The sequence below is a fragment of the Nonomuraea sp. H19 genome (assembly GCF_052068215.1).
Classification (GTDB): Bacteria; Actinomycetota; Actinomycetes; order Streptosporangiales; family Streptosporangiaceae; genus Nonomuraea.
The window spans coordinates 192098-212080 of the sequence record NZ_JBQHCV010000001.1; the positions used below are offsets into that span (position 1 = coordinate 192098).

Annotated in this window: 19 protein-coding genes; 10 read left to right on the forward strand and 9 right to left on the reverse strand. The window is 69.7% G+C overall.

Translation table 11 applies throughout. From position 1 onward, the window contains the following. Positions 1-116 precede the first annotated feature (116 nt). The gene (locus tag ACTMTI_RS00935; RefSeq protein ID WP_441117541.1) at positions 117-542 is read right to left on the reverse strand and encodes a hypothetical protein; all 426 of its coding nucleotides are present in this window, start codon (positions 540-542) and stop codon (positions 117-119) included. Positions 543-927: 385 nt separating this feature from the next. On the opposite strand from ACTMTI_RS00935, the gene ACTMTI_RS00940 reads away from it, so the two are divergent. The 3 genes from ACTMTI_RS00940 (at position 928) to ACTMTI_RS00950 (ending at position 3559) form a co-directional block, all read left to right on the forward strand. Beyond that, positions 928-1155: a hypothetical protein gene (locus ACTMTI_RS00940; RefSeq protein ID WP_441117543.1), complete on the forward strand. Its 228-nt coding sequence runs from the start codon at positions 928-930 to the stop codon at positions 1153-1155. A 209-nt stretch (positions 1156-1364) separates the two neighbouring features. Next, positions 1365-2435: a thiamine pyrophosphate-binding protein gene (locus ACTMTI_RS00945; RefSeq protein ID WP_441117544.1), complete on the forward strand. Its 1071-nt coding sequence runs from the start codon at positions 1365-1367 to the stop codon at positions 2433-2435. Positions 2436-2530: 95 nt separating this feature from the next. Then, on the forward strand, positions 2531-3559 hold the full coding sequence (locus ACTMTI_RS00950; RefSeq protein ID WP_441117545.1) for a polysaccharide deacetylase family protein: 1029 nt from the start codon (positions 2531-2533) through the stop codon (positions 3557-3559). On the opposite strand, the gene ACTMTI_RS00955 is transcribed toward ACTMTI_RS00950, so the two are convergent. Continuing rightward, a complete protein-coding gene (locus ACTMTI_RS00955) occupies positions 3553-4638 on the reverse strand; it encodes a hypothetical protein (RefSeq protein ID WP_441117547.1) in 1086 nt (361 codons plus the stop codon). The two genes, ACTMTI_RS00950 and ACTMTI_RS00955, sit on opposite strands and share 7 nt — an antisense overlap. After that, entirely contained in the window at positions 4635-6311 is a 1677-nt protein-coding gene (locus tag ACTMTI_RS00960; RefSeq protein WP_441117548.1) for a hypothetical protein, read from the reverse strand. Before ACTMTI_RS00960 ends, ACTMTI_RS00955 begins: the two co-directional genes overlap by 4 nt. A 66-nt stretch (positions 6312-6377) precedes the next feature. Between ACTMTI_RS00960 and ACTMTI_RS00965 the strand changes: the two genes are divergently transcribed. After that, positions 6378-6899 carry a hypothetical protein gene (locus tag ACTMTI_RS00965; RefSeq protein ID WP_441117550.1) on the forward strand — a complete coding sequence of 174 codons (522 nt, stop codon included), beginning with the start codon at positions 6378-6380 and terminating at the stop codon, positions 6897-6899. Between the two features lie 8 nt (positions 6900-6907). On the opposite strand, the gene ACTMTI_RS00970 is transcribed toward ACTMTI_RS00965, so the two are convergent. Next, entirely contained in the window at positions 6908-8035 is a 1128-nt protein-coding gene (locus ACTMTI_RS00970; RefSeq protein WP_441117551.1) for a saccharopine dehydrogenase family protein, read from the reverse strand. Positions 8036-8195: 160 nt separating this feature from the next. Here ACTMTI_RS00970 and ACTMTI_RS00975 point away from each other — a divergent pair, with 160 nt between their 5' ends. Both ACTMTI_RS00975 and ACTMTI_RS00980 read left to right on the forward strand, forming a co-directional pair. Beyond that, on the forward strand, positions 8196-10157 hold the full coding sequence (locus tag ACTMTI_RS00975) for a serine/threonine-protein kinase (RefSeq protein ID WP_441117552.1): 1962 nt from the start codon (positions 8196-8198) through the stop codon (positions 10155-10157). 55 nt (positions 10158-10212) lie between these two features. Then, a complete protein-coding gene (locus ACTMTI_RS00980) occupies positions 10213-11199 on the forward strand; it encodes a malate dehydrogenase (RefSeq protein ID WP_441117554.1) in 987 nt (328 codons plus the stop codon). Positions 11200-11414: 215 nt separating this feature from the next. On the opposite strand, the gene galE is transcribed toward ACTMTI_RS00980, so the two are convergent. Further along, positions 11415-12362, reverse strand: coding sequence for a UDP-glucose 4-epimerase GalE (gene galE / locus ACTMTI_RS00985; RefSeq protein WP_441117556.1), 948 nt, complete (start codon positions 12360-12362; stop codon positions 11415-11417). Positions 12363-12448: 86 nt separating this feature from the next. Between galE and ACTMTI_RS00990 the strand changes: the two genes are divergently transcribed. Further along, on the forward strand, positions 12449-13762 hold the full coding sequence (locus ACTMTI_RS00990; RefSeq protein WP_441117557.1) for a hemolysin family protein: 1314 nt from the start codon (positions 12449-12451) through the stop codon (positions 13760-13762). 14 nt (positions 13763-13776) lie between these two features. Further along, positions 13777-14781: a tryptophan--tRNA ligase gene (gene trpS / locus ACTMTI_RS00995; RefSeq protein WP_441117558.1), complete on the forward strand. Its 1005-nt coding sequence runs from the start codon at positions 13777-13779 to the stop codon at positions 14779-14781. 108 nt (positions 14782-14889) lie between these two features. Here the strand turns inward: trpS and ACTMTI_RS01000 are convergent, their stop codons facing one another. From ACTMTI_RS01000 to ACTMTI_RS01010, 3 genes are all read right to left on the reverse strand, one after another. Beyond that, entirely contained in the window at positions 14890-15084 is a 195-nt protein-coding gene (locus ACTMTI_RS01000) for a hypothetical protein (protein WP_441117559.1), read from the reverse strand. A gap of 86 nt (positions 15085-15170) precedes the next feature. Further along, positions 15171-16361 (reverse strand): helix-turn-helix domain-containing protein, encoded by a 1191-nt coding sequence (locus ACTMTI_RS01005; RefSeq protein ID WP_441117560.1) that lies wholly within the window; start codon positions 16359-16361, stop codon positions 15171-15173. 81 nt (positions 16362-16442) lie between these two features. Next, positions 16443-16910 (reverse strand): MarR family winged helix-turn-helix transcriptional regulator, encoded by a 468-nt coding sequence (locus ACTMTI_RS01010; protein ID WP_441117562.1) that lies wholly within the window; start codon positions 16908-16910, stop codon positions 16443-16445. Positions 16911-17001: 91 nt separating this feature from the next. Here ACTMTI_RS01010 and ACTMTI_RS01015 point away from each other — a divergent pair, with 91 nt between their 5' ends. After that, the gene (locus ACTMTI_RS01015; RefSeq protein ID WP_441117563.1) at positions 17002-17865 is read left to right on the forward strand and encodes a haloalkane dehalogenase; all 864 of its coding nucleotides are present in this window, start codon (positions 17002-17004) and stop codon (positions 17863-17865) included. On the opposite strand, the gene ACTMTI_RS01020 is transcribed toward ACTMTI_RS01015, so the two are convergent. After that, entirely contained in the window at positions 17862-18365 is a 504-nt protein-coding gene (locus ACTMTI_RS01020; RefSeq protein WP_441117564.1) for a MarR family winged helix-turn-helix transcriptional regulator, read from the reverse strand. The two genes, ACTMTI_RS01015 and ACTMTI_RS01020, sit on opposite strands and share 4 nt — an antisense overlap. 61 nt (positions 18366-18426) lie before the next feature. Here ACTMTI_RS01020 and ACTMTI_RS01025 point away from each other — a divergent pair, with 61 nt between their 5' ends. After that, positions 18427-19704 (forward strand): amidohydrolase family protein, encoded by a 1278-nt coding sequence (locus tag ACTMTI_RS01025; RefSeq protein WP_441117565.1) that lies wholly within the window; start codon positions 18427-18429, stop codon positions 19702-19704. The last annotated feature ends 279 nt before the right edge of the window (positions 19705-19983 follow it).

Genomic DNA, 19983 nt, shown 5'->3' on the forward strand with positions numbered 1-19983 from the left:
TGCACGGGATAAGTGGCCGTTATCCCGTGCATCGCCCCCGTCCAGCCGCGCCGACCTGCGGATCAACCCCGACGGCGGTCGCGCGACTCCCGCACGTTATCCGGCACATCGACACCTCAGGGCATCTCGATCAACGCACAGATAGCGCCGGTAGACGTGCGCCGGACTCCGGCCAACGTCACAGTGCCTATGCCGTCCCACCGGGTGTTGCGCACGGTGTTGCCCTGGATGCGCACGCCAGTGTGCGGGTGGGCCGGGTCGGAAGTGTGCGAGCCGGTGAACTGGCCCCAGCCGGGCTGCGAGCCGGAGGTGTCGCAGACGTTCCCGCTCAGCGGGATGTCCGTGCAGGGGGTCAGATCGCTGGCGCCGCCCCAGGTGTTGCCGCTCGCGGGCAGGTCGAGCTGGACGGCTTCGCCGTGCCACAGCCCCTGGGTGGGATCGGCGATCCAGCCCTTGAGGGTGCAGTTGCGTACGGTGCCCCGCCGGGGATCGCCGAGGTGGGCCGCGGGGATGCCCGTGGTGCGGGCCGCAACAGGTGACAAACCGATCAGGAATCGAGAAGCGCCGGCCCCCGAGCCGCACCTAGCGTGAATGGAGCGCACGACGTCGGTGGCAGCCATCCGGAGGCCACCGTCGTGATCCCGATGGCAATGTGCTCGGACTGCTTGACGACCGATGAGTGCCGGGCCCTGCCGTCGAGCTCAGCGCCGTCGCGACTACACCGAGCATCGGCTTGCCCCACGACGAAGACGTCCGGGGTGGCCTGAGCCTGGCGGACCGGCGCGCCGTATCTGGTGCCGCTGTCCTTCGACTGGAAAGGGGCGCGTTGTTGACGGTGATCGCCGTCACCAACGTCCACAAGCGGCTGAACGTCCCTACACGGCAGTCGCCCTGGGCCGGGTTGCTCGTCTTGCAGAGGAGGTCCCATTGAATGGGAACAAGTGGGTTCGGCAGACTCACCGCTGGCTGTCCATTGCCTTTACGGTGACCGTCCTGGTCAGTATCGTCGCCTCGCTCCAGAAGGAGCCTGCCGTCTGGGTGTTCTACTTGCCGTTGCTCCCGCTCGCCTTTCAGCTGCTTACCGGTCTGTACTTGTTCGTGCTGCCGTACGTTGCCAAGCGGCGCAGCGGGCGGCGCGCCGCCCGCGAGACATGACCCGGGCAAAGGGGATCGTCTGATCGTTCCTCAACCCGGGTTCGTTCCGAGGCCAGCACCGATCGAGCACAGCTTGGGAACAGGTACTCGTGTTTACGTCTTGTCATCGGTGAACCGGCGACGGTCGTGGCCAGGTGGCTGGGCCGACGGTGCCCTGGGGCGGCGGCGAATGTGGTCGGCGGCGGGCCAGTTCGCTCAGATGTGCATGCGTGGACCCCGCGGCCGTTCCCACCCACGCGCAGGCGTTCGCTGAGGCCATCGCGGAAACCGGCCGCACCCATGTCTTCGGCCTCATGGGCGACGGCAACATGCAACTGTTCATCGCGCTCCGGTGCCGAGGTGTTCGCGTGGTCGAGGTTCGGCACGAAAGCGCCGCGGTGGCCATGGCCGAGGGATACGGATGGTCCTCGGGACGCACCGGGATCTGCTCGGTGACCCACGGCCCAGGGCTCAGCCACGTGGCGACCTCGTTGCTCGTGGCCGCTCGCAACCGGTCGCCGCTCGTCGTCATCGCTGCCGAGACACCGGCCGGCTACCAGGGAGCCCAGACCTTCGACCAGGCGTCCTTCGTCGCCTCGTGCGAGGCGGTCTACCGGAGAATGACGCCGGGCGAGAGCCCGGCCGAGGTGCTCGGCGACGCGATCACCCTCGCGCAGGACGAGTCGAAGCCCGTCGTGCTCGGCGTCGCCGCCGACCTCCTGGCTTCTCCCGTCGATGGGCCGACTGCAGCAAGGCCGGCGGGTCAGCCGCGCGCGATGCCCACGGGCCGCGATGATGGCGCCGCGGCCGAACGGCTGAGCGATCTCCTCGCCACTTCAGCACGTCCCGTGCTGATCGCGGGACGAGGTGCGATGGACGGCGTCTCACCGAATCTGATGCGGACGCTCGCCGATCACTTCGGCGCCGGTCTTGCGACGACGCTTCCCGCCAAGGGACTGTTCGACGGGCACCGCCTCGATCTCGGCATCGCCGGAGGCCTGGCGCATCCCGCGGCCGAACGCGTGCTGCGTCGCGCTGACCTGGTCGTGGCGATCGGCGCGACCATGGGCCGCAGCACCACGCAGTCGATGCGCCTTTTCGCCGACGCCCACGTCGTGAAAGTCGTCAACGACTCCTCCAGCACGGGAAAGGTCGAAACACTTCGCGGCAACGCGGCGGGAACATTGGAGCACGCACTCGCCCTGACGCGCGCCGCGACCGGCAGCCGGCCTCAACTGAGGCAGGCGCTGAGGATCTTCGGGGAAAAGGTGCTGCCCAGCGTCCCGGCCCTTTCGATTTAACAAGACCATCTCTTGACGGTACGGCGGCGTGGCGTAGTTGATCACCTGGGTAAGAGCCACTTCGTAACAGTCGTACGCGTCTCGGGGGGGTTCGGATGCGACTGCGTGTTTGGAGTGGGCTGGGGGTGGTCGCCGCCACGGCGATCCTGACCGGGTGCAACTCGCAGCCCGACACCGCCAAGGTGGCGGACACCAAGGCCGATGCCGCCGCCAAGATCAAGGCGATCAGGGCCGCCAAGGAAAAGGCGGCCGCCCAAGTGAAGGCCAACGAACTGGGGCAGATCCCGGTGCTGATGTTCCACCGGATCGTCGACAAGCCCGCCACGACCGACGACAGATCGCCTCAGCAGTTCCGCGCCGACCTGGAGCGGCTGGTCAAGGATGGCTACGTGCCGATCACCGCCGCTGAGATGGTGACCGGCAAGATCGACATCCCGGCCGGCAAGCACCCCGTGGTCCTGACCTTCGACGACTCCTCACCTTCGCAGCTCACGCTGAACCAGATGGGAGTCCCGGAGAAGAACACCGCGGTCGGGATCCTCAAGGAAATGGCCGCCAGGCATCCGGGCTTCCGCCCGGTGGCGACGTTCTATGTGACCCGCGACATGTTCGGCAAGGCCGTACGCGAGGAGCAGGCCCAGGCGCTGACGTGGCTCAAGGAGAACGGATTCGAGATCGGCAACCACACCCGCGACCACCTCAACCTGCGCGGCCGCCCGCAGAAGGAGGTCGAGGAGCAGATCGGCACGATCGCCCAGCAGATCACCGCCTTGTCCGCCATCAAGCCCACCACGATCGCCCTGCCGTACGGCAACCAGCCCAGCAAGAAGGTGTGGGCCTTGCGCGGCAAGCACTACAACCACCAGGGCGCGTTCCTGGCGGGCTACACGCCTGCGCCCTCGCCGTTCAGCAAGACGTTCGAGCCGGCCGGGATCCCGCGTATCAAGGTCATGGAGAAGAAGGGCGATTGCGCCCAGTTCTGCTCGTACGCCTGGCTCGACTGGCTGAAGAGCAATCCGGACATGCGCTACACCTCCGACGGGGACGTCAGGACGGTGGCGTATCCGAAGTTCCAGGCGCCGTACCTGCGCAAGTTCTTCGCCGCATGGAGCCTGCCCTACTGACGCACGCTCGCCACGACCACCCCGAGATCGGCGGGCTGCAGGGGCAGGTCCGCCACCTCGGCCATGTCGATGCCGAGCCGTCGCAGGCCGCCGGTGGCGAGGTCCAGGACGTGGTAGGTGGTCTCGTCGAGCGGGCCGCGGCTCTTGACGACGAGGGCGTCATCGCCGTCCCATCGCAGGATCTCCCCGATCCGCCAGCCTGCGGGTAGGCGCGGTACGACCGTGCGTACGGGCCTTCCCGATGACGTGTCGGTCAGGGTGACGCCGAGGTCGGCGATGCTGTCCGGGGTGAGCTCGCGGACCAGCGAGGCCAGCGTGCGCCCGGAAGGCGACGGGACGGTGCCGTACGTGAGATTGCCCGGCAGCGTGAACGTCCTGACCGCTTTGCCCCGGGGCGAGTACACGGTGAACTTCGCCGACGTGATGTGCCCGGGCAGGCTGTCGGTGCGTTCGCTCGTCACCGTGAGGAGGCCGGCGTCGCTCCAGCCGACCACCCGGTCGGTGGCCGGAAGGCGGTGGGCGGTGCCGGAGTCGATGTCGACGATCACCGGGCGTTCCAGCACGATCTCGTCGTTCTTGTCCAGGTGGTCGCGCTGGATGAGCAGGTGGCGACCGTCCAGGGAGAAGAGCGGGGCCTGAGCCCCGAAGATCTCGCCGACCGAGCCGCCCTTCTGCCGCACGGGGAGCGGCTTCAGCGTGCCGGTCATGAGGTCTGCCACGGCGTAGGTTTCATCGCCGCGCAGGTAGGCCGCGCGGGTGCCGTCCTGGCTGAGCGCGAGGGATCCCGCGGCGTCGGCGCCGGGCAGCCAGCCGCGCTCGCCGCGCGTGGTGACCAGGATCCAGTTCGCGCACGGGCCGGACCCGTCCTCACAGGCGGGCACGTACGCGTACCGGATGGGGGAGGCGTACCTGGAAAGCTTCGGAGGCTTGGCCGCCGCGGCGCCCGCCGGCGTCGCGGGCTCGGGGCGGACGAACCGGATTGGCTGCTCGCCAGGGAGACTGACGGGACCGATCACCCATGCGGCGGCCAGCGCCGCCGCGACCGCTGCAAGAGCGGACCGCCATGGGAGCCGCCTCATTGGAACCTTCCGAACACCGCGCCGTCGACCCCCTCCGGCATGTCGTCCACGGGACGCGTCTTCCCCGTTCGTGGATCGACCAGGTGACAGGTCTCCTCCTCCGCGTCCATCGGGTCGATCCTGACCAGGAGCCGCCCGTCCTCCGCCCAGCTGAGCGCCTCGGGCCGGCCGTAGTGTCCCGGGAGGCGGAGTTTCACCCGCCCGCGTACCCTTCCGGTGCCGGGGTCCATGGTCAGCACCTCGTCGCCGGTGACCACGGCCAGGCCGCGGCCGTCGGGGGTCGGCAGCGCCTCCAGCGTGGGATCGAACGGCACCCGCGTTCGCACCGCGCCGTGCAGGTCGAGCGTGAGCAACTCGGTGTCGGGGGCGCCGGGCAGCGCGCGACGGCCGGTGGTGGCCACCACGCCATCGTGCCCGAGGCCGAGCACCCGCCCGACGCCGGGGAGTCTGGTGCGGGATCCGGTGCCGGTGTCGATCACTTCCGCGCCGACGCTCACGTACCGGCCGTCCCGCGACAGTGTCACCTCGGGGACCGCCGCGCCGGACAGCGGCCCGGTGAGATCGAGCGGGCCGCCGGAGTCCGCCAGGTCGCGCAGCACCAGGCGGCTGGTCCGCTCATCCAGATAGACGATGCGCCGGCCGTCACCGCTGATCGCGAAGGGCGCCCGCCGATGGCCGCCGGGAAATCGCGTGGCGGCCCGATCCACCGGGATGTGCCTGCCCTTGCCCATCAGCACCCATGCGCGGGCCTTCGGGTCCACCCGCGCGTAGGAGAAGGGCTGGTCGGAGGAGCCGGCGACCACGGCCGGGATGGCAGGTGGGTCGCGGGGCGGCGGCTCGACGGTCATGCCCACCTGCAGCGCCCCGCCGAACAGCGCCACGCCCACAGCGGAACGACCCCAGATCCGCCTTTTTCTGGATGTGCACACTTGCCAGGGGTCGGCGCTCTTGACCCAGGCCACGATCGGCAGGCCGAAGAAGATCAGCACGCCGGGCACGTTCACGTCGCCGGAGATCGACTCCGGCAGGCCGGTCGTCGAGGTCCACAGCGCCACGACGGCGCCCGCGGCGGTCAGGGAGCGCGCGGACCGGGATCGCGTGGCCAACTCCGCGCCGACCAGGTCCGCCGGTCCCGCGGGCAGCGCCCGCCGGTGCAGCCCGCTCACCATGGCCTGTACGGTCACCACCGCCGCGAGGGTGGCCGCGGCGCCGAGGCGTTCCGCGATCCCGGTCTCGCCCGAATAAGAACGCGCCACCACGCCGAAGGCCAATCCGCACGAGATGGCGGCGCAGATCGCCCAAACGACGGTGAGCGGCAGCGGGACCAGCCGCATACCCAGCGGATGGAGGCTCCGGTCTCCCGTCCCTCGGAATGCCATTTCCCCGGCCGCGACCCCGAGCAGCCATCCGGTGAGCGGAAAGTAAGGGCTGACGCTAAACGTGCCCGAGCTCCAGGCGATCGGCATGATGGCCAGTCCCGCGGCCATTCCCATCCAGCGCCACCGCTGGGTGACCTGGAGATATCGCAGAATGCGATTACCGTTGGACGCCGTGACGTGCACCATTTGCCGGCGGGCGAATCGCTCCACGTCCACGCGGTGCATCGGCGAGTTCGCCGCGGCGCCGGCGATCGGTATCGCGACGGACGCGAGAACCAGCAGCCCGATTAACAACAGGAATCGTCTTTCGCCACGTCCGGAAAAGTAGCAGAATCCGAATCGCCGAACAGAGGGGCTGGAGTGATTTCGGATGAAATCTGGGTGCGGCTGGATCCCGGGGCCGGAATGGTGGCCGACATCCGTTACGGGCGCTGGTTCCTGGCCGGAATCGCCGCGGTCCTCGTCGCGGTGGTCTGGCTGAGCGGCGCGATCAGCCCCCGCCTGTCCGCCGAAGGCGACACTGGGAAAATCTCTGTGCTCAAGGATGAGATCGGCCGGCCGCAGGGCATCGAGGTCGCTATCGGCCAGACTCTTGTCAACGACGGTTGGCTGCCCGTCACCATCACCGGCGTCGGCATGCGGGCCGCTGGCGATTTCTCGCTCAGGAGCGCGAAGCTCGAGGCAGGCGGTGGCTTCCCTCGCACCATTCCGCCCGGCGAGTCGACGGGGATCACGCTCATCCTGTCCGCTGGGGACTGCGAGGTCGTCAAGGAAGCGGCGCTCCCCGTCGTCCTCGAGGTGGAGCGCTGGTGGGGGCGCTCGACGGCCGAGGTGATGCCGGCGGACTCCGACATGGCCTGGTTTTCGAGCGGCTGCGAATGACGCCGGCGTCAGGACTTCCTGGTGAACGTGATGCCCGCGCGCACCAGCCGGTCGATGAGCGGCCGGCCCATCGCCGATGCCGTCGTGAGCTGGCCCGACCGGTCCGGGACCGGGTCGAAGGCCAGGCACAGGGCCGACTCGCCGAGCATCTTGGCGGTCTCGCCGTAGCCGGGGTCGCCGCCGGCGACCTCGGTGACCACGCGCTCGCCCCCGCCCTCGCCCACGAACGTGATCTTGAACCAGCTCTTCGCGCGCTGCTCGGGCGATGGGCCCTCGCCCGGCCGCATCCGGCTCTGGAGCCGGTCGCGGGCCGGCGGGATCAAGGCCAGCGCCGCGAACGCGCCCGCTCCCGCCACCGTGGCCAGCGCCGCCGGGAGGGTCCTGACGGCGTAATGCTGCCGGTACGTGAAGTCCGGACCGTAGCGGTCGAGCAGGCGGGCCGAGTAGCCCACGATGTACGGGTCCAGGGTGGGCATCGGCAGCGCCCACCCGCCCACATACCGCACGCCGCCCGGCAGCGAGCTCACCTTGCGCCCCTTCGGCCGCGGCTCGGCCGAGCGGCGCTGCGTACCGGCCTCGATCATCTGGCGGGCGCGCCCGACGATGGTCATGGCGGTGGCCAGCGTGCCGCCCGAGGGGCGCATGCTCACCCGCAGAAAGCTCCTGATCTTGACCGGGACGCCCTCGGGGAGCTGGGTGACGGTGTAGAGGACGCCCAGGTCGTACGGGATCGAGTCGAAGCCGCAGGCGTGCACGATCTTGGCGCCGGTCCTGGCCGCCCGGTCGTGGTAGCGCATGTAGACCCGGTCCACGAACTCGGGCTCGCCCGTCAGGTCCAGGTAATGGGTGCCGGCCTCGGCGCACGCGGCCACGAGCGGCTCGCCGTGCACGGCGTACGGGCCGACCGTGGTGGCCAGGACGCGCGCCTGGCGGGCGAGCTCGCCCAGTGAGGCCGGGTCGGCGGCGTCGGCGATGAGGATCGGCACGTCGAGCCCCAGTCGCTCCAGCTTGGCGCGGTCGCGCCCGGCCAGCGCCCACCGCGTGCCGGGCGGCGCCGCGGCGGCGAGGTAGGCGGCCGTCAGCGCGCCGGTGAACCCGCTGGCGCCGAAGAGCACGATGTCGTAGGCGCGGTCCATGATCCTGAGCTTCCTCGCGATGGCCGGCGGGCGCAACATCGCTCGCTGATTTGCCCGTCAATACGAACCGTGACGTCACGAACCATTAACGGATCCCTGAGAAGTTGCTGAGCATCGTAAAGTTTTCGTCGTTGGGGTTCAGTGAACGTGGGGATGACGAATGCCGCAGATCTCGCCGTTGGTGGCCGGCGATCCCACTCAGCTGGGGTCATTCCGGCTGTCCGGCCGGATCGGGGAGGGCGGCCAGGGCATCGTCTACCTGGGCGTCAACGACCAGGGCGAGCAAGCCGCGATCAAGCTCCTGCACGTGAAGTTCAGCGGTGACACCATCGCCAGGTCGCGCTTCGCAAGGGAGCTGAAGGCGGCGCAGCGGGTGGCGTCGTTCTGCACGGCCCGGGTGATCGAGGCCGACCTGGACGGCGACACGCCGTACATCGCCAGCGAATACATCGACGGCCGGCCGCTACGGGACATCGTCGAGACCGACGGGCCGCTCACCGGCACCGCGCTCGACCGGCTCGCGATCGGCACCGCCACCGCGCTCACCGCCATCCACCACGCCCACATCGTGCACCGGGACTTCAAGCCGGACAACGTGCTCATCGCCGCCGACGGGCCGCGCGTGGTGGACTTCGGGATCGCGCGGATCATCGACTCCACGGGCACGATCACCAGCCGGGCCATCGGCACGCCCGCGTACATGGCGCCGGAGCAGATCGCCGGCGACGACATCGGGCCCTATACGGACGTGTTCTCCTGGGGGGCGACCATCGCCTACGCGGCGACCGGGAAAGCGGTCTTCGAGGGCAAGTCCATCGCCACCGTGCTCAACCGGATCCTCAACCACGAGGTCGACGTCAGCATGATGCCGGAGCCGCTGCAGGGCGTGGTGCGCGCGGCGCTGGCCAAGTCGGCCGCCGAGCGGCCCTCCGCCGACCAGATCCTGCTGCGGCTGCTCGGCCAGTCGACCGCGGCGGGAGCGTCCACGGCCGTGCTCACCCGGGGCGTGCAGGTGGCCGGCGACGACACGACGCCGTTCATGAGGGTGTCGGCCGGTTCGATCACCGATCAGGGGGTGCTGCGCGAGCACGCTTCGGTGGCGCCGACTCGGGGGCATGGTGCCGCGGCGCCGACCCAGGAGGGCTCCGCGGTTCAGGACGGGCATGGGAGTGCGGTGGCACCTCCCGGCGGGACCGGAGGCGTGGACGTGCCGCCCGAGGCGGCCGAGCCACCGGCGCCGGGGCGGAGCGGCCGGGCGAAGTTGTGGGTGGCGGCGGGGACCGCGCTCGTGCTGGTCGCCGCCGCGGTGGTGGCGTTAGCGCTGAACGGCTGGCCGCGGCTGACGTTCATGGGCAAGCAGCCCCAGCCCACCGAGAAGCAGCCCCCGCCCTCGCTCGCCTCGGTGGTGGACAAGGTGGCCAGGACCGGGAAGATCGTCATCGGCGTGCGGGGCGACCTGCCCGGCGTGGGGCTCCAGAACGGCGACGGATTCCAGGGGTTCGAGGTCGAGATCGCCAAGCGCATCGCCGCCGGGTTAGGAGCCAAAGAGACGACCTTCGTCAGGGTCGGCCGGGACACCCGGGCGATCGCGCTCGCCGAAGGCAGGGTGGACCTCGTCATCGCCACCTACTCCATCGACAAGAGCGAGACCACCTTCGCCGGGCCCTACTACGTGGCGCACCGCGACGTCCTCGTACGCGCGGGCAGCGGCATCGATTCGCTCGACGACCTGGACGGCAAGCAGATCTGCTCGCTCAACAGCCCGTCCGTCGGCGACGTGCAGGACAAGGTCAAGGTCGAGCCCGTGGCGGCCGGCAACTTCGCCGACTGCATGGACAAGCTCAAGAGCGACAAGGTGGACGCGATTCCCGGCGAGGACCTGATCCTGGCGGGGTTCGCCAACCGGGAGAACATGCGCTACAAGGTCATCGGGGCCAAGCTGAACAACGAGCGCTACGCCGTCGGCATCAGGAACGGCGACGCGAAGACCTGCAAGGCGGTCAACGGCATCATCGCCGGCTTCTACCGTGACGGCACCATGAAGTCCCTCCTGGACAGTCATTTCGGCAAGGTCGACTTCATCTGGGAGCTGAAACAACCCGCGATGGAAACCTGCGGATGACGAGCGGGTAACATCCCCAACGTCAATGATTCCTGCCGCACGTTAGGGGAAGGCCATGGCGTCGTCAGCCACTGCGCCCGTCAAGGTGACCGTCACCGGAGCCGCCGGCCAGATCGGCTACGCACTGCTGTTCCGCATCGCTTCGGGGCAGCTGCTCGGCGCCGACGTGCCGGTCAAGCTCAGCCTGCTGGAGATCACGCCGGCGCTGAAGTCCGCCGAGGGCACCGCGATGGAGCTGGACGACTGCGCGTTCCCGCTGCTGTCCGGCATCGAGATCACGGATGACCCCAACGTCGCCTTCGCCGGGACCAACGTCGCGCTGCTCGTCGGCGCGATGCCGCGCAAGGCCGGCATGGAGCGCGGCGACCTGCTCGGCGCCAACGGCGGCATCTTCGGCCCCCAGGGCAAGGCGATCAACGACCACGCCGCCGACGACATCAAGGTCCTGGTCGTGGGCAACCCGGCCAACACCAACGCGCTCATCGCCCAGCAGCACGCGCCCGACGTGCCCGCCGACCGCTTCACCGCGATGACCAGGCTCGACCACAACCGCGCGCTGTCGCAGCTCGCGGCCAAGCTGCAGGTCCCGGTCGCCGAGATCAAGAAGATGACGATCTGGGGCAACCACTCCGCCACGCAATACCCCGACCTGTTCCACGCCGAGGTGGGCGGCAAGATCGCGGCCGAGCAGGTCGACCAGGAGTGGCTGAAGGAGACGTTCATCCCGACGGTGGCCAAGCGCGGCGCCGCCATCATCGAGGCCCGCGGCGCCTCCTCGGCCGCCTCGGCCGCCAACGCCGCGATCGACCACGTCTACGACTGGGTCAACGGCACCGACTGGACCTCGGCCGCCGTCGTCTCCGACGGCTCGTACGGCGTGCCCGAGGGCCTCATCTCGTCGTTCCCCGTACGCGCGGTGAACGGCTCGTTCGAGATCATCCAGGGCCTCGAGATCGACGCCTTCTCCCGCGAGCGGATCGACGCCAGCGTCCGCGAGCTCGAGGAGGAGCGCACCGCCGTCAAGGAGCTGGGCCTCATCTGACCGCCCGCCCCCCGCTCAGTGCGGGGGGCGCCTTCACTGCGCGGGGCGGGCGCCGGCTCGGTGGCCGGAGCGGGCCGCGGGGTCACGAAGATCACGGCTGCGGCGGCCATGAGACTGCCCATCAGCACGAGGACGCCAAAGATCAGTTTCGTGACCCTCGGTGAAAAACTCCTCACATTCAGGCAATGAGATCACACATTGCTCGTGAGCATGACTCATTTCCGGGAAAGCGCGTCCCAGGCGTCGGAGACGATGTCGCGCAGCGCCGGCCGCTCGGCCTTCCAGCCCAGCTCGCGCTGGATCTTCGCGGACGAGGCGACCAGCACGGCCGGGTCGCCGGGACGGCGCTCGCCGACGACGGCGGGGATCTCGTGGCCGGTGACCTCGCGGCACACCGAGATCACCTCCTGCACGCTGAAGCCGGTGCCGCTGCCCAGGTTGTAGATCTTGTGCTCGCCCGGCGTGATCGCCTCCAGCGCCAGCAGGTGCGCCCGCGCCAGGTCCGCCACGTGGATGTAGTCGCGCACGCAGGTCCCGTCGGGCGTCGCGTAGTCGGTGCCGAACACGCTCACCGACGCGCGCTCGCCGGTCGCGACCTTCAGGACGTTCGGGATGAGGTGCGTCTCGACGGTGTGCCGCTCACGGTAGCGGCCGTAGGCGCCGGCCACGTTGAAGTACCGCAGGCTCACCGCGCCCAGCCCCCGGATTCCCGCGTAGGCGCTCAATGCCGTGTCCACGGCCAGTTTCGACGCGCCGTAGGGGTTGGTCGGGCGCGTCGGGTCGCTCTCCTGGATCGGGGAGCGCTCGGGCTCGCCGTACGTGGCCGCGGTCGAGGAGAACACGATCTTCGCCACGCCCTTGTCCCGCATGGCCTCCAGCAGGGCGAGCGTGCCGCCGAGGTTGTTGGACCAATAGAGCCCCGGCTTCTCCACCGACTCGCCCACCAGCGACTTGGCCGCGAAGTGCAGCACCGCGTCCACGCCGTCGAGCGCGTCACCGGCATGGGCGATGTCCGTTCGGACAAATCTGGCGCCGTCCGGCACTGCGTCCTCGTGTCCGGTCGACAGGTCGTCGAGCACGGTCACGTCGTGTCCCGCCTCGATGAGCTGCGCCGCGACGACGCTGCCGACGTAACCGGCGCCGCCGGTGACCAGCAACCTCATGTGTACTCCTGTGCAAATATGTTTGATTTTGTAGGGCTTGCCCTTCAGCATACGCGGGAAAGTCCACGAGTACGCTGCCAACCACCATGTTCGACACCGTCGCGGCCAACATCGCCCTGGTCCTGCTGTTCATCCTGACCGGGGGCTTCTTCGCCGCGGCCGAGATGGCGCTGGTCTCCCTCAGGGACGGCCAGGTGCACAAGCTCGCCGTGCGTGGCCGCCGCGGCGAGCGCGTGGCCAAGCTCGCCCGCGACCCCAACCGGTTCCTGTCCGCCGTGCAGATCGGCGTGACCGTGGCCACCATGCTGTCGGCCGCGTTCGGCGCCGACCGGCTCGCCGCGCAATTCGAGCCCGTGCTCGGACGCTGGGGGGTGCCCGGCGCCGTGGCCCCCGTGCTGTCGCTGGTGCTGGTGACACTGGCGATCTCGTACGTGTCGCTCGTGCTCGGCGAGCTCGCCCCCAAGCGGCTGGCGCGGCAGCGGGCCGAGGGGCTGTCGCTGTTCGTGGCGCCCTTCCTGGACTGGATCGCCACCCTCTCCCGCCCGATCATCTGGACGCTGTCCAAATCCACCGACGGTGTGGTCCGGCTGCTCGGTGGCAACCCGGACGCCGACAGGGAGGAGGTCACCACCGAGGAACTGCGCGACATGGTGGTCGGGCACACCGACCTCAACGCCGACGAGCGCAAGCTGATCGCCGAAGTGTTCGCCGCGGGGAAGCGGCAGCTCAGAGAGGTGATGCTGCCGCGTACGGAGGTCGAGTTCATGGAGGCCGACACGCCTCTGAACGAGGCCGCACGCCTGGCCGCCCGGCTCCCGCACTCGCGCTTCCCCGTCTACCGCGAGTCGTACGACGAGGTCATCGGCTTCGTTCACGTACGCGACCTGCTCGACCCCGAGCTGTCCGGCCACGACGAGCCGATCAGCGCGGTCGTGCCGATCCGCCCCGCCAAGTTCGTGCCCGCCTCCAAACGCCTGCTCACCACCCTGAACGAGATGCGCGACGAGGGCCAGCACCTGGTGATCGTGGTGGACGAATACGGCGGCACGGCCGGCATCGTCACCATGGAGGATTTGGTCGAAGAGCTGATCGGGGACATCAGGGATGAATACGACGTGGAGGAGGACGTCGTGATCCTGCCCGCAGGCGAGATCGAGATCGACGGACTGACGAACCTCAACGACTTCGCCACCGAGACCGGCATCAAGCTGCCCGACGGCCCTTACGAGACGCTGGGCGGGTTCGTGATGGCCATGCTGGGCCACCTGCCGGTCGCCGGGGAACGCGTGGAGATTTCGGGATTCGAGCTGACCGTCACCGAGCTCGACGGCCGCCGCATCGCCAGGGTGCGGGTAAAGCGCCGACCGGTGGTCGAGTCGCCGCCGGAGCAGGATTCCTGACACAATTGCGTGCTATGGCCAGACCTCGTGTACTCTCCGGCATCCAGCCCACCGCGGACTCCTTCCACCTGGGCAATTACCTGGGTGCGGTCCGCCAGTGGGTCACTATGCAGGAGACCCACGACGCGTTCTACTGCGTGGTCGATCTCCACGCGATCACCGTGCCGACCGAGCCCGTCGCCCTGCGCCGCCGCAGCCGCGTGGCCGCCGCGCAGCTCTTCGCCGCCGGTCTCGACCCGGAGCGGTCCACCGTCTTCGTGCAGTCGCACGTACGCGAGCACACCGAGCTCGCCTGGATCCTGATCTGCCTCACCGGCATGGGCGAAGCGGGCAGGATGACGCAGTTCAAGGACAAGTCGGCCAAGTTCGGGGAGAGCGCCGCCAGCGTCGGCCTGTTCACCTACCCGATCCTGCAGGCCGCCGACATCCTGCTCTACCAGGCCAACCGGGTCCCGGTCGGAGCCGACCAGAAGCAGCACCTGGAGCTGACGCGCGACCTCGGCCAGCGCTTCAACCACCGTTTCGGTGACACGTTCACGCTGCCGGAGCCGTACATCCTGAAGGAGGTCGAGAAGATCACCGACCTCCAGGACCCGACGGCGAAGATGTCGAAGTCGTCGTCGAGCCCGGCCGGGATCCTCGACGTCCTGGAGCAGCCCGGACCGCTCAAAAAGAAGATCATGCGGGCGGTCACCGACACGGGCTCGGAGGTCCTGTTCGACGAGGACAACAAGCCCGGCATCTCCAACCTCCTCCGCATCCAGTCCGCGTTGACCGGCACGCCCATTCCGGAGCTGGTGGCCCGCTACGAGGGGCAGGGATACGGCACGTTCAAGAAGGACGTGGCGGAGGCGGTCGTGGAGGCGTTCACGCCGATCAGGGAGCGTACGGAGAAGCTGCTGTCGAACGAGGCGGAGCTCGACCGGCTGCTGGCCATCGGGGCGGAGCGCGCGTCGGCGGTGGCCCGGCAGACCATGGCCGAGGTCCGCGACCGCGTCGGCTTCCTTCCCAAGCTCTGAGGTCCTACGACGGGTGCGCGTTGCTCGGCGGAAGCCGGCCTGCGTCGAGCAACGCACCACTCATGCGACGCGCACCGCACCGCACCGCATGGCATCTCTGGGGACCGATCACCCGCTCCGCGCCGCCCTGTGCACGCGCAGGAGCGCGCGCAGGGCCGCCAGGGTCTGCCTGGTGACCCGGGTCTCGCCGTGGCTGGCCGTCCAGCCGGAGTGATCTCGCTCGAACGCCCACCCCGGGAACTCTCGCCTGGCTTCTTGCAATAGTCGTTCCATGACGAAATCGACAGTCGGCGCTGTGGTCATGAACGCAGAGTGTCACCGGAACGCCGCTGCGTGACGAACTCGGGCGACAGAACTCCTCGTTCGCATCGCCCGAACTCTCAGTTCGTTCAGCTCTGGATGCCGTGGCGTTCGGCGAGATAGCGGACCTCCGGCGCCCACGACGGCCGCGCCCGCCGCGCCAGGGACCGGACCATCTCCCTCAGCAGCAGCTTGTGATCCAGCTCCTCGGGAGACTCGCGCTCGATTCTCAGCAGGTGGAGCAGGCTCGCGGCGTCGTCGCCCAGGTCCTCGCAGGCGCGGGCGACGTGGCCGAGGTGGGTGGTGCGCCGCTCGATCGACGGGGTGTGCCGGAGGTCGATGTCGTCGGCGATGTGCAGCACCGCCTCCGGGTGCCCGGTGTCGTTCTCGATGCTGGCCATGTGGATGGCGACGTTCGTGGGCCCGAAGAACGCCAGGTCGTAGACGGCCGACGCGTCCTGCACGCGCTCGGCGAGCTGCGCCGCCGGGCCGCGTACCCGTTCCCTGGCCCGGTCGTCGTCCCCTGAACGGGCCTCGCCGATCGCGGCGAGCAGGTGCAGCGCGCCGAGCGCCTTGATGTGGCGCTCGTCGCCGTCGGCGACGTGCGGTTCGAGGTGCTCGATGCCGCGCCGCGCGACGTCGTACGCGATCTGGTGCATGTCGTCCGACAGCATCGACTGCCCCAGGCACCAGTACGCCCACGCGATCATCAGCGGGTCCTCCGACTCCTCGGCGAAGCGCATGGCCCGGTCCGCCGCGAGATGCGCGAGGTCGACCCGCCGCAGGTGCTTGAGCACGCCCCTGGCCAGCATGTACGCGTCCGTCGCGACGCTGCAGGCCCGCGGCGTCCGCTCCAGTGCGAGGCTCTCCGCGTCGCTCACCAGTGAGGGCAGCGCCGCCATCAGGATCGAGTAGCGACGCGCCGAGGTGAACCAGGCGTTGCGCGCCGCCGCCACGCGCTCCGACAGCTGATCGGCGTCCGGCGGCTCGATGTCGGGCGCCAGGGAGCGGCAGGTGAACAGGGCGCGTTCGATGTCGCTGATCTGCGGCCGGCTGGGCTCATGAGAGTCGCGCGGGGTCTCGCCTAAAAGCACGGCCGTGCGGACACCCAGGACCTTGGCGATCTCCCGCAGGAGGGGCAACGAGGGCGTTCGCTTGCCGTGCTCTATCAGCTCGATGTGCCGGGCGGTGCATCCGGACTGGGTCGCCAGCGCGGTGGTGCTCATGCCGCGTCGCTCGCGCTGGAGTCTGATCATCTGCCCGGTGCTGATTTCGGTCATGGCTCGATGCCTCCTGGCTCCGGTCCCAACATCCGACACGTTAGGGCTCCAGAACCGGTCCCGTCATGGTTTCCGCCCAGCTCAGGGGCTACCACGCCGCGAGTGGTGCACCAGGAGGCGGGCCAGGAGCTCGACCAGCTGCTCGCGTTCCGGTTGTGCCAGCGGCGCGAGCAGGTCGTCCTGGAGTTCGGAGATCAGCTTGTCCAGGCGGCGCAGGTGCCGCCGGCCGGGCTCGGTCAGGGTGACGACGTTGCGGCGGCGGTCGGCGGGATCGGGCGCGCGCTCGACCAGGCCCCGCTCGGCCAGCTCGTTGATGACGGCGACCAGGTCGCTGCGGTAGATGCCGGTGCGCCTGCTCAGCTCCGCCTGGCTCGCGGGGCCCGAGTCGCGCAGCGCCACGAGCGCCGCGTAGTGCCACTTGCGGGCGTCGGCGCCGGCCAGGCCCTCGCTCACCAGCCGGTCGGCGTGCATCGCCACCAGCGAGAGCATCCGGCTGGGCAGCCCCCGGAGCCGGGCGGGGGTCTCCTGCTCGTCCATGGCGTCCGTCATGCCGGCGATCCTATCGCCGTTGCGTTAGTCCAACTAACGATGTACATTCGTTAGTGGGACGAACGTTAGTCGCATAAACGAAAGAGGAATCATGTCCAAGATGATCGATGTGCTCGACTCGGCCATGTACTACGAGGACTCCGGCGCCGGCGTCCCCTTCGTCTTCCTGCACGGCAATCCCGCCTCCTCCCACACGTGGCGGAAGGTCCTGCCCGGGGTGGCCGGTCCCGGGCGCCGCCTGCTCGCCCCCGACCTCATCGGCATGGGCCGCTCGGGCCGGCCCGACGTGCCGTACCGGATCGCCGACCACGCCCGCTACCTCGACGCCTGGTTCGACGCGCTCGGACTGGACGGCGTGGTGCTCGTCGGCCACGACTGGGGCGGCGCGCTCGCCTTCGACTGGGCGGCCCGTCATCCGGAGCGGGTGCGCGGTGTGGCCTTCTTCGAGACCATTGTCCGCACCTTGAGCTGGGACGAACTGGGGGAGGGGCCGCGCGCCCGCGCCGAGGCCATCCGTGGCCCCGAGGGGAAGTCGCTGGTGCTCGACCAGAACTTCCTCGTGAAGACAGCGTTCACCGGAGGGGTGCTGACGGCGCTGAGTGAGCCGGAGATGGAGCCCTATCTGGCGCCGTACCCGACCCGGGAGAGTCGGCGGCCGCTGCTGGAGTGGGCGCGCTCGTTGCCCCTCGACGGCGAGCCCGCCGACGTGGCCGGGCGTGTCGACAGCTCCGGGAAGTGGCTCGCGAGCAGCGGTGACGTTCCCAAGCTTTTGCTCACGTTCGACTCGTCCCCGACGCTGCTGATCACGGAGAAGATGGCCGCCTGGTGCGCGGAGAACGTCGCCGCCCTGGAGATCGAGCACTGCGGCGCGGCCGGTCACCACGCGGCGGAGGACCGGCCGGAGGACATCGCGGCGGCGATCGCGGCCTGGGCGGAGCGGCGCGGCCTGTGCTAGCGGAAGCGGCGGCGGCTGATCGGGGACAGGACCTCGCGGAGCGCGTCCGCCGCCTGCCGCACCGCTTCCTCGGGGATCCCGGCGGTCAGCTCCTCGTGCGCCTCGCCCGAGGCGTCCAGCGCCGCCGCCGCCATGCGCTGCCCCTCGGCCGTGAGCTGGACCCAGCGGCTGCGCGCGTCGCCGGTGTTGGCCGCTCGCTCCACGTATCCCGCCGCCGTCAGCCGCAGCAGCACGTTGCTGGTGCCCCCAGAGGTGAGCAGCAGCGACTTCGACAGCTCGCTGGGCTTCATCCGGTACGCCTCCGCCCGGCTCAGCGCCACCAGCACGTCGAATTCGGCGTAGGTCAACCCCAGCTCCGCCAGCCCGGCCTTGACCGCCTGCTCGAACAGCAGGTTGAGCCGGGCTGTCCGCTTGCTGAGCTCGAGCGTGGCGATGAGCGACGACGACATGCCGGCCTTCTGCCACCGGGGAACCAGCGCGTCGATCTCATCGGGCTTCACACCATAGAGGATATCCATCGCCATATTGCTTTCGAAAAAGCTTCCTCTTAAGCTTTTGGGTATGACATCCACTATGTTGATCAAGAACGGCGTCGTTATCGACACCGAGCCGGAGCCCGTCGTGCTGGGCCGGATGGACGTGCGGATCGAGGGCGGCGTGATCGCCGAGGTGGGCCCGGACCTACCGGAGACCCCGAGGGCGGAGGTGATCGACGCGACCGAGCGGATCGTGCTCCCCGGCTTCGTCGACACCCACCGGCACACCTGGCAGGCGGGCCTCAGGGCGATCGGGCCCGACATCACCTTCGACTCCTACCTGCGGCGGATCATCGGCGAGATCGCACCCGGCTACCGCCCGCAGGACGTCTGCATCGGCAACCTCGCCGGGGCGCTGGAGTGCCTGGACGGCGGCGTCACCACACTGCTCGACTGGTCGCACGCCCAGTTCAGCCCCGCCCACACCGACTCCGCCGTCCAGGCGCTGCGCGAGTCCGGCATCAGGGCCGTGTTCGGCTACTGCCACGGCGGCGAGCCCGACGGATTCGCGAGCGAGAGCCGGCGGGTGCGCGAGCAACTGTTCGACACGCCCGGCCTGGTCACCATGGCCCTCGCCGCCTGGGGACCAGAAATCATGGGCGAGGAGCACGCGCTGGCCGAGTGGCGGCTGGCCAAAGAGCTCGACCTGCCGGTCACCGCGCACCTGGGCGGGCACAGCCGGGAGAGCGCCGCGCGGGGGCTGGCGTTCCTGGAGTCGAACGGCCTGCTCGAGACCCCCACGACCTTCGTGCACGCGCTCCACTACACCGACGAGGAGTTCAAACGCATAGCCGGCAGCGGCGGCGGCGTCTCGCTCGCCCCTGTGGACGAGATGAACCTGGGGCTGGGCTACCCGGCCACCGGGCGGGCCAGGGCGGCGGGGCTGCCGGCCGGGCTCGGTGCCGACACCGTGGTGTGCGCGCCCGGCGACATGTTCGGCCTGATGCGGGCGACGCACCTGCTCGAACGTGGCCGCCCTGACGGCGCCGGGCTCGGCTTCACCACCCGCGACGCGCTGCGCATGGCCACCATCGAGGGCGCCGAGGTGCTCGGCCTGGCCGACGTCATCGGCTCGCTGCGGCCGGGCAAGCAGGCCGACCTGGTGCTGCTGCGTACGGACACGCTCGCCATGGCCGCCGCCCACGACCCGATCGGCGCCGTCGTGCTCAACGCCGACACCGGCTCCGTGGACACGGTCCTGGTCGGGGGGCGTGTCGTCAAGCGTGGTGGGCAGTTGCTCCACCACGACCTGACGGCGGTCCTCACATCCTTGCGGGAGTCCGCCGGCACGGTTGCGAGGTGATGCCCGCGAAGAAGTGCCGCCGAACGGAGTGAGGCAATGAGCCGGCGAGGGAGTGCCGTCGTCTGGAGGAGCGGCGGGAGCGTAGCGACCAGAGCGGGGGAAGGCGGCGGCGTAGGGCGACCGAGCCCGCCTCCACGGAGTGGAGGCCATGAACACAGTGGGAGTGCCGTCGTCTGGAGGAGCGGCGGGAGCGTAGCGACCAGAGCGGGGGAAGGCGGCGGCGTAGGGCGACCGAGCCCGCCTCCACGGAGTGGAGGCCATGAACACAGTGGGAGTGCC

What these genes read in the sequence shown, in the direction of transcription:
- ACTMTI_RS00980 (WP_441117554.1), top strand. Translation starts at nt 10,213, where the DNA reads ATGGCGTCGTCAGCCACTGCGCCCGTCAAGGTGACCGTCACCGGAGCC.
- ACTMTI_RS01000 (WP_441117559.1), bottom strand. Translation starts at nt 15,084, where the DNA reads ATGACCACAGCGCCGACTGTCGATTTCGTCATGGAACGACTATTGCAA.
- galE (WP_441117556.1), bottom strand. Translation starts at nt 12,362, where the DNA reads ATGAGGTTGCTGGTCACCGGCGGCGCCGGTTACGTCGGCAGCGTCGTC.
- ACTMTI_RS01010 (WP_441117562.1), bottom strand. Translation starts at nt 16,910, where the DNA reads ATGACGGACGCCATGGACGAGCAGGAGACCCCCGCCCGGCTCCGGGGG.
- ACTMTI_RS00950 (WP_441117545.1), top strand. Translation starts at nt 2,531, where the DNA reads ATGCGACTGCGTGTTTGGAGTGGGCTGGGGGTGGTCGCCGCCACGGCG.
- ACTMTI_RS01005 (WP_441117560.1), bottom strand. Translation starts at nt 16,361, where the DNA reads ATGACCGAAATCAGCACCGGGCAGATGATCAGACTCCAGCGCGAGCGA.
- trpS (WP_441117558.1), top strand. Translation starts at nt 13,777, where the DNA reads ATGGCCAGACCTCGTGTACTCTCCGGCATCCAGCCCACCGCGGACTCC.
- ACTMTI_RS01015 (WP_441117563.1), top strand. Translation starts at nt 17,002, where the DNA reads ATGTCCAAGATGATCGATGTGCTCGACTCGGCCATGTACTACGAGGAC.
- ACTMTI_RS00970 (WP_441117551.1), bottom strand. Translation starts at nt 8,035, where the DNA reads ATGGACCGCGCCTACGACATCGTGCTCTTCGGCGCCAGCGGGTTCACC.
- ACTMTI_RS00955 (WP_441117547.1), bottom strand. Translation starts at nt 4,638, where the DNA reads ATGAGGCGGCTCCCATGGCGGTCCGCTCTTGCAGCGGTCGCGGCGGCG.
- ACTMTI_RS00975 (WP_441117552.1), top strand. Translation starts at nt 8,196, where the DNA reads ATGCCGCAGATCTCGCCGTTGGTGGCCGGCGATCCCACTCAGCTGGGG.
- ACTMTI_RS01025 (WP_441117565.1), top strand. Translation starts at nt 18,427, where the DNA reads ATGACATCCACTATGTTGATCAAGAACGGCGTCGTTATCGACACCGAG.
- ACTMTI_RS00990 (WP_441117557.1), top strand. Translation starts at nt 12,449, where the DNA reads ATGTTCGACACCGTCGCGGCCAACATCGCCCTGGTCCTGCTGTTCATC.